The 7,142-nt window shown below is 73.5% G+C and carries 5 protein-coding genes and 1 pseudogene; 3 read left to right on the top strand and 3 right to left on the bottom strand.

Annotated elements, in window-relative coordinates; translation table 11 throughout:
• Both ACRDSK_RS29960 and lpdA read right to left on the bottom strand, forming a co-directional pair.
• Window positions 1-1,031 (bottom strand): biotin/lipoyl-containing protein (locus ACRDSK_RS29960; RefSeq protein WP_431444716.1); only part of this gene is annotated, 1,031 nt, incomplete at its 3' end.
• A gap of 31 nt (window positions 1,032-1,062) precedes the next feature.
• Complete coding sequence (gene lpdA / locus ACRDSK_RS29965; RefSeq protein ID WP_431444717.1) at window positions 1,063-2,433, bottom strand: dihydrolipoyl dehydrogenase; 1,371 nt, start codon at window positions 2,431-2,433, stop codon at window positions 1,063-1,065.
• A 152-nt stretch (window positions 2,434-2,585) separates the two neighbouring features.
• On the opposite strand from lpdA, the gene ACRDSK_RS29970 reads away from it, so the two are divergent.
• Together ACRDSK_RS29970 and ACRDSK_RS29975 are read left to right on the top strand one after the other, a co-directional pair.
• Window positions 2,586-2,915 (top strand): oxidoreductase, encoded by a 330-nt coding sequence (locus ACRDSK_RS29970; RefSeq protein ID WP_431444718.1) that lies wholly within the window; start codon window positions 2,586-2,588, stop codon window positions 2,913-2,915.
• Window positions 2,916-2,945: 30 nt separating this feature from the next.
• The gene (locus ACRDSK_RS29975) at window positions 2,946-4,808 is read left to right on the top strand and encodes a hypothetical protein (protein WP_431444719.1); all 1,863 of its coding nucleotides are present in this window, start codon (window positions 2,946-2,948) and stop codon (window positions 4,806-4,808) included.
• 47 nt (window positions 4,809-4,855) lie between these two features.
• Here the strand turns inward: ACRDSK_RS29975 and ACRDSK_RS29980 are convergent, their stop codons facing one another.
• Window positions 4,856-6,343, bottom strand: coding sequence for a leucyl aminopeptidase (locus ACRDSK_RS29980; protein WP_431444720.1), 1,488 nt, complete (start codon window positions 6,341-6,343; stop codon window positions 4,856-4,858).
• A 100-nt stretch (window positions 6,344-6,443) separates the two neighbouring features.
• Between ACRDSK_RS29980 and ACRDSK_RS29985 the strand changes: the two are divergent.
• A pseudogene (locus ACRDSK_RS29985) lies at window positions 6,444-7,142 on the top strand (hypothetical protein); the annotation flags it as partial.

A 7,142-nucleotide genomic window follows, 5' to 3' on the forward strand; every position in this document is an offset into this window, starting at 1 on the left:
GCCGGCGCCGGCTGGGCGGGCTGCTTGGCGGCCTCGGCCGCGGCGAGCACGTCCTGCTTGCGGATCCGGCCGCCCACACCGCTGCCCCTGACGTCGCTGAGGTCGACGTCGTGCTCGCCGGCGAGCTTGCGCACCAGCGGGGTCACGTACGGGGTGCCGCCGTCGGCGCGCTCGGCCGTCTCCTGCTTCGGTGCCTCCTGCCGGGGGGCGTCCTGCCGCGGCGGCTCCGCCTGCTCGGGGACCTCCTGGCGAGGCGGCTCCGGGGCCTGCTCCTCCTGCTTCGGCTCGGGCGCCTGCTGCTCCTGCCGGGGCTCCTGGGCGGCCGGGGCCGCTGAGTCGGCACCGGACCCGGTGCCGACGACCGCGAGCTGGCCGCCGACCGCCACGGTGTCGTCCTCGCCCGCGCTGATCTCGAGCACCGTGCCGGCGACCGGCGACGGGATCTCGGTGTCGACCTTGTCCGTGGAGACCTCGAGCAGCGGCTCGTCGACCTCGACGGTGTCGCCGACCTGCTTGAGCCAGCGGGTGACCGTGCCCTCGGTGACGCTCTCGCCGAGCGCCGGCATCGTCACCGGCGTGCCCTCGCCGCCACCACTGTCCGAAGTGGACTCCTGAGGCTCCGCGGCCGCCGCCCGCGCGGGCTCGGATTCCACGTCGCCGCCGCTCTCGACGTCGCCGCCGCTCTCGACGTCGCCGCCGGACTCGACGTCGCCACCGGACTCGACGTCGCCACCGGATTCCACGTCGCCGCCGGACTCGACGTCGCCGCCGGAGTCCGAGTCACCGGCGGCCGCGCTGTCGCCGATCACCGCCAGCTCGGCGCCGACCTCGATCGTCTCGTCCTCCTGGGCGACGATCTTCTGCAGCACCCCGGCCGCCGGCGACGGGATCTCGGTGTCGACCTTGTCCGTGGAGACCTCGAGCAACGGCTCGTCGACCTCGACGGAGTCGCCGACCTGCTTGAGCCACCGGGTGACCGTGCCTTCGGTGACACTCTCGCCGAGGGCCGGCATCTGGACGGAGAACGCCATGGTTTGCTGACTCCTTGGGACTAGATACGGCTCAGCCGTGCACGTGCAGGGGCTTGCCGGCCAAGGCGAGGAAGGCCTCGCCGAGTGCCTCTGTCTGGGTGGGGTGCGCGTGGATCAGCGGGGCCACGTCCTCGGGGTAGGCCTCCCAGTTGTAGATCAACTGTGCCTCACCGACGAGCTCGCCGACCCGCTCGCCGACCATCGTGACGCCCACGACCGGGCCGTCCGGCGCCTTCACGAGCTTGACGCCGCCCGCGGTCTTGAGGATCTGGCTCTTGCCGTTGCCGCTCAACGCGTACGTGTAGGTCTCCGCGCCGCCGTAGCGCTCCTTGGCCTGCGCCTCGGTCAGACCGACGGACGCGACCTCCGGCTTGCAGTAGGTCACGCGCGGGATGCCGGCCTCGTCGACCGGACGCGGCGACTGGCCCGCGATCTCCTCGGCGACGAAGATTCCGTGCTGGAAGCCGCGGTGCGCGAGCTGCAGCCCGGGCACGAGGTCGCCGACCGCGTAGACGTTCTCCAGGTTGGTGCGCAGCCGGTCGTCGGTGAGGACGAAGCCGCGCTCCATCGTGACGCCGGCCTCCTCGTAGCCGTGGCCCGCGCTGTTCGGCCCGCGGCCGACGGCCACCAGCAGTGTCTCCGCCTCGATGGTCTCGCCGGACTCCAGCGAGATCGTCACGTTCGAGTCGTTCTGCTCGGCGCCGGTGAACCGCACGCCGGTCTTGTACTTGATGCCGCGCTTGCGGAACGCGCGCTCCAGCTGCTTGGACGCCCACTCGTCCTCGAGCGGCACGAGCCGGGGCAGCGCCTCCACGATCGTCACCTCGGCGCCGAACGAAGCCCAGACGCTCGCGAACTCGACGCCGATCACGCCGCCGCCGAGCACCACGACGCTCGACGGGATGTAGTCCAGGTGCACGGCCTGATCGCTGGTGATGATCCGGCCGCCGATGTCCAGGCCGGGCAGGCTGCGCGCGTACGAGCCGGTGGCGAGCACGACGTTGCGACCGGTGTAGCGGGTGCCGTCGACATCGACCGCGTTCGGCGCGACGAACGTGCCCTGGCCCTCGACGACGGTGACCTTGTTGGCCTTCGCGAGCCCCTGCAGGCCCTTGTACAGGCCGCCGACCACGCCGTCCTTGTAGGAGTTGACGCCCGCGATGTCGATGCCCTCCAGCGAGGACTTCACGCCGAACTGGTCGCCCTCGCGCGCGAGGTCCGCGACCTCGGCGGCGTGCAGCAGCGCCTTGGTGGGGATGCAGCCGCGGTGCAGGCAGGTGCCGCCGAGCTTGTCCTTCTCCACGAGGATCACCGAGAGGCCGAGGCCCGCGGCGCGGAACGCGCAGGCGTAGCCACCCGATCCGCCACCCAGGATCACGAGGTCAGCGGAGTTATCAGTCACGGGTTCTCCTCGACGTGGACGAGCGGGCGTGCGGTGACCTGCGGGTGTGTCGCGGCCACCACACATCATCTTGTCATCATCTGCGGCACGCTTGCGAGGTGGCCGCGTTGGCACAATGGAGTGGACGACTCTCTCGTACGGAGGTAGCCGCCGTGGGTGTTTTCGACTCGCTGCGCAAGAAACGCAAGGGCGGTCAGGGCCAGGTGCGTGGGTCCACCAAGCAGGACACCGCTCATCTGGACGACTGGGCTTCGCAACGGCATGGCGTCGAGGCATTCCTGGAGCCGCGTACCCACGTCACCGAGGCGACTGTGCTGCTCGTGGCGCACGACGGGGAGTGGACGCGCCGCCGAATCGCCAACCCGGAGGCCGCCGCCGAGTTCGCCAAGAAGCGACAGATGCCACTTTACGAAGTGGAACGGGTTGGCTACCCGAAGCGCATGAGGGAGTATCAGGCACGCCAGAAACGAGAACGCGGCTAGCGCCGGAGACAAGTGCAGAAGGGGCGTTGCGTGAGCGGGGTCACGGTCGTCGTCGACGTCGGCGCCACCGACACGGTCGGCGTGCTGCGCCGACGCGGCGAGGCGCCCCGCCCGGTCGTCATCGACGGCGAGTCCCAGATGCCGTCCGCCATCGCGCTCAGCCCGGATGACCAGCTGGTCGTCGGCCGGGACGCGACGGGACTCGGAGCGGTCGAGCCGGACCGGGTGGTCAGCGATCTGAGAAACCGGCTGAACAAGCGCGACCTGATGGTCGGCGACATCGTGCTGCCGGTGCCCAAGCTGGTTCGGACGCTGCTGGCCCGCGTGGTGCGGTCGGCCGGCGGTTCGGTCGACGAGCTCGTGCTGACCCATCCCGCCGGCTGGCCGGCGGAGCGGGTCGCCGTGCTGACCCGCGCGGCCGCCGGCCTCGCGCCGTCGGTCCGCACGGTCGTCGCGCCGCTCGCGGCCGCGGTCGGGGCGGAGGTCGGGGCCGACGGGACCCTCCTCGTGCTCGATCTCGACGGTGACTCCGGGTCCGCGACGGTGCTGCGCGGCAAGTCCGGCCGGCGTGCGGTCGTCTCCTCCGTGGACCTGCCGTCCGACCCCGAGCTGGCGAAGCTGGCCAAGTCCGCCGACGCGGTGCTGATCGTCGGCCGGTCCGCGCGCACGCCGGTGATCGCGCACGGTCTGGCCGAGCTCGGCGGTGCGGTGCACGTCGACCCCGACCCGGCGACGGCCGTCGCCCGGGGTGCGTTACGCCTGCTCGACGGTTCCCCGGCCGGCGAGCTGGAGCCGTCCCGGCCCCGCACGCTGTTACGCCGCGCTGCCTTGTCCGCGGCGGCGCTGGTGATCGTGGCCGCGGTGAGCGGTGTGCTCGTGCTCGGCTGGGGACCCGGGCTGCGCATGGCTGGCAGCCCCGGCCCGGCGGCGGGCGCGCTGGTCGAGTCGCCGGAGTTGGGCGGCGACGAGCAGATCCCGCCGGCCCTGGAGGGCCAGGAGCTGGAGACGGCCGGCCAGCCGGCGTTCACCGCGGGTCGCCGCGGCGCGCCGACGGTCTACCGGACCGCGGTCGGCGCGCAGCTGGAGATCGTGGTCAAGGACGCGCGGCCCGAGCCGCTGGTCCCGGCGCTGGGCGACGCGCCGGCCGGCTACCGCTGGCTGGTCGTGCAGGTGGCCGGGGAGAACAAGACGGGCCCGGACTGGGAGGGCGACCTCTCGCGCAGCGTCTCGGTCCTCGACGACCGCGGACTGTGGATCCGTCCGCTCGGCGACGGGGTCGTGGAGTGCTCGTCGACCGCGTCCAAGCCGCCGGCGATCGTGCCGCGCGGGCAGAAGTTCGACGCGTGCGTGGTGCTGCCCGTGCCGCAGCGCACGCCGGTGACGGCCGTGGTGTTCGGCTCGTACGCCTCCGACACCGAGGCCCAGCCGCCGATTCGGGTGCCGGTGGCGGTGCCGGCCGTGCCGCGGGCCACCCCGGCGACGCCCCGGGTGGCCGGCAAGGCGGGTGACCCGCCGGTCGAGGTGACGCTGGCCGACTCCACCATGCGCGCGGGCTTCGACGTGGTGCAGACGCCGTCCGGCTACCTCGGCGACCGGAAGCCGGCCGTGGGCAACCGGTTCGTCGTGGTCCGCGCGGCGCTGGGCTCCGCGGACGACGTGTTCCTGCGCGACGACCGCGGGGTGCTGAGCCGCCCGGTGCCGGGCTTCGACCGAATGCCGGACTGCCCGCCGTTCGTCGGCCCGGGCACACCCGAGCGCCCGGTGTACGCGTGCTTCGTCTACGAGCTGGACACCGACGCGAAGGTGGCCGGCGTGACCTACGGCGACGTGGCCCCGGACGCCCCGGTGCTCGGCCGGGACGTGGAGCGCTGGCCGACCTGGACGGTCGGCTGACGGCTCTCAGCCCTCTCGGCTCAGCCCTCTCGGCACAGCCCTTCGGTTCAGCCCTTTTCGGCGATGTCCGCCAGCACCGCGGCGATCGTGCGTACCGGGACGCCCGTGCCGCCCTTGCCGGTGTAGCCCCACGGCGCGCCGTTGTTGTACGCCGGGCCCGCGACGTCGAGGTGCACCCACGGCAGACCGTCGGGCACGAACTCGCGCAGGAACAGGCCGGCGGCCAGCATCCCGCCCCACCGGTGGCCGGTCACGTTCGCCAGGTCGGCGAGCTTCGAGTCCAGGTCCCGGCGCAGCTCCTCGGGCAGCGGCATCGCCCAGCCGCCCTCGCCGGACGCCTTCGCGATCGCGGCCACCCGGTCCCGGAAGTCCTCCGAGCCCATGATTCCCGGGGTCCGCCGGCCGAGCGAGATGACCTGCGCGCCGGTCAGCGTCGCGGTCTCCACCAGGTAGTCCGGCTCGTCCTCGCACGCCCGCACGATCGCGTCCGCCAGGATCAGCCGGCCCTCGGCGTCGGTGTTGAGCACCTCGACGGTCTTGCCGCCGTACATGGTCAGCACGTCGCCGGGCCGGTACGCGGCGCCGGAGGGCATGTTCTCCGCCATCGGCACGGTCGCGGTGACCTCGAGCGGGTACCGCAGCTTCGCGGCCAGCACCACGGACGCGACGATCGCCGCGGCGCCGGACATGTCCGACGTCATCTCCTCCATGTGCGCCGCCGGCTTGATCGAGATGCCGCCGGTGTCGAACGTGATGCCCTTGCCGACCAGAGCGACCTTCGTGCGCGCCTTCGGCCCGCGGTACTTGAGGCGGACGAGCCGCGGCGGCCGCGTCGAGCCCATGCCCACGCCGAGCACGCCGCCGAACCCGCCCTTGCGCAGGGCCTTCTCGTCGAGGATCTCGACCTCGAGCCCGGCCGCCTTGCCGAGCGCGGCGGCCCGGTCGGCGAACGACGCGGGATAGAGGTCGTTGGGCGGGGTGTTGACGAAGTCGCGCGCCGTGGTGACGGCCTCGGCGATCGAGGTCGCGGCCTTGAGCGTGGCGCGGTGCTCCTTGGCGTTGCCGTCTGTCGGGCTCACCAGGTCGACGCGCTCGACCGGGGCGTCGCCGCGCTCGGAGCGATACTCGTCGAACCGGTACGCGCCGAGCACCGTGCCCTCGGCCGCGGCGTGAAGGTCCACAGTGGACAGCGTGCTGACCGCGCGCTTGGTGCCGGCGAGGGCTCGGGCGGCGACGCCGGCGGCCCGGCGCACCTGCTCGGGGCCGACCTCACCCGCCGCGCCAAGCCCGGCGGCGACGAGCACGCCGGCGCGCAGGCGGCCCAGCGTGGGCAGCTTCACGACCTCGTCGGGCTTGCCGGTGGCGCCCAGGCTCGCGAGCACGCCGGCCAGCCCGCCGTCGAACGCGGCGTCGACCTGTTCGGTGCCCGGCGCGAGCGCGACGTCCTCGCCGTCCCGCACCGTGCCGACGATGATCGCGTCGGCGGTGGCCTCGGCGGCCGATGTCGTGGTCAGGGAGAGCTTGGGGGCGCTCAACGATCTGCTCCTGTCGGTCGAGTTGCTGACGCATGCTAACGAGTTGCCGCAGGTGTGCCCACCGTCAGGTCGGCTGGACTCGGTCTGACACGGTGGGCCCGTGTCCACACCGGTGCGCCAGGTCGACCTCGTGGCGGGCGGCGTGGCGGCGAGTTTCGGCGCGGGGCTGTTCCTCGGCCTCGCCCCGGCCGCCTCGCTCGCCGGCCGCTGGCTGCCGGCCGCGGTCGCGCTGGCGGCCGTCCTCGGCGGTTTCGCCGTGCTGTCCATCCGGGAGCGTCCACTGACGACGGCGTCGGCTCCGGTGCGGCGGTTCGGCCTCGCGCTGGAGACCCTGGGCCGCCTGGTCGCCGGCGTCGCGATCGCCGGCACGGTGGCGGCGTACCTGTCGCCGTTCGCGGCCGTCGTGCTCGTGGTGGTTGTCGTGGCCGCGGCCGTGGTGGAGGTGCCGCCGGCGGTGTACCGGCTCGCGGCGGTGGTCGTGCTCGTGGTGCTGGGGATCGTGGTCGCGGCGTGCTTCACGATCGACCCGGTCGCGCCGGCGGTGGCCGCGCCGGACGCGGGCAGCCTGGTCGGTGTGCTGGCGGCGGCGGGCCTGCTCACGGTGTGCTTCGCCGGCGCCGAAGCGGTGACCAGGCCTGACGCGGCGCGAGTGCCGGACCGAGCCGCCGCCCGACGTGGTGTCGTCCTGGCGCTCGTGGTGGTGGCGGTCGGGTGCCTGACGGTCGCCTTCGCCGCGTTGCGCCAGCTCGGGGCGCCCCGGCTCGCCGCGTCGCCGGCGCCCCTGCGGGACGTGCTGGCC

The sequence above is a fragment of the Actinophytocola sp. genome, from assembly GCF_050699915.1.
In the GTDB taxonomy this organism is placed as follows: Bacteria; Actinomycetota; Actinomycetes; order Mycobacteriales; family Pseudonocardiaceae; genus Actinophytocola.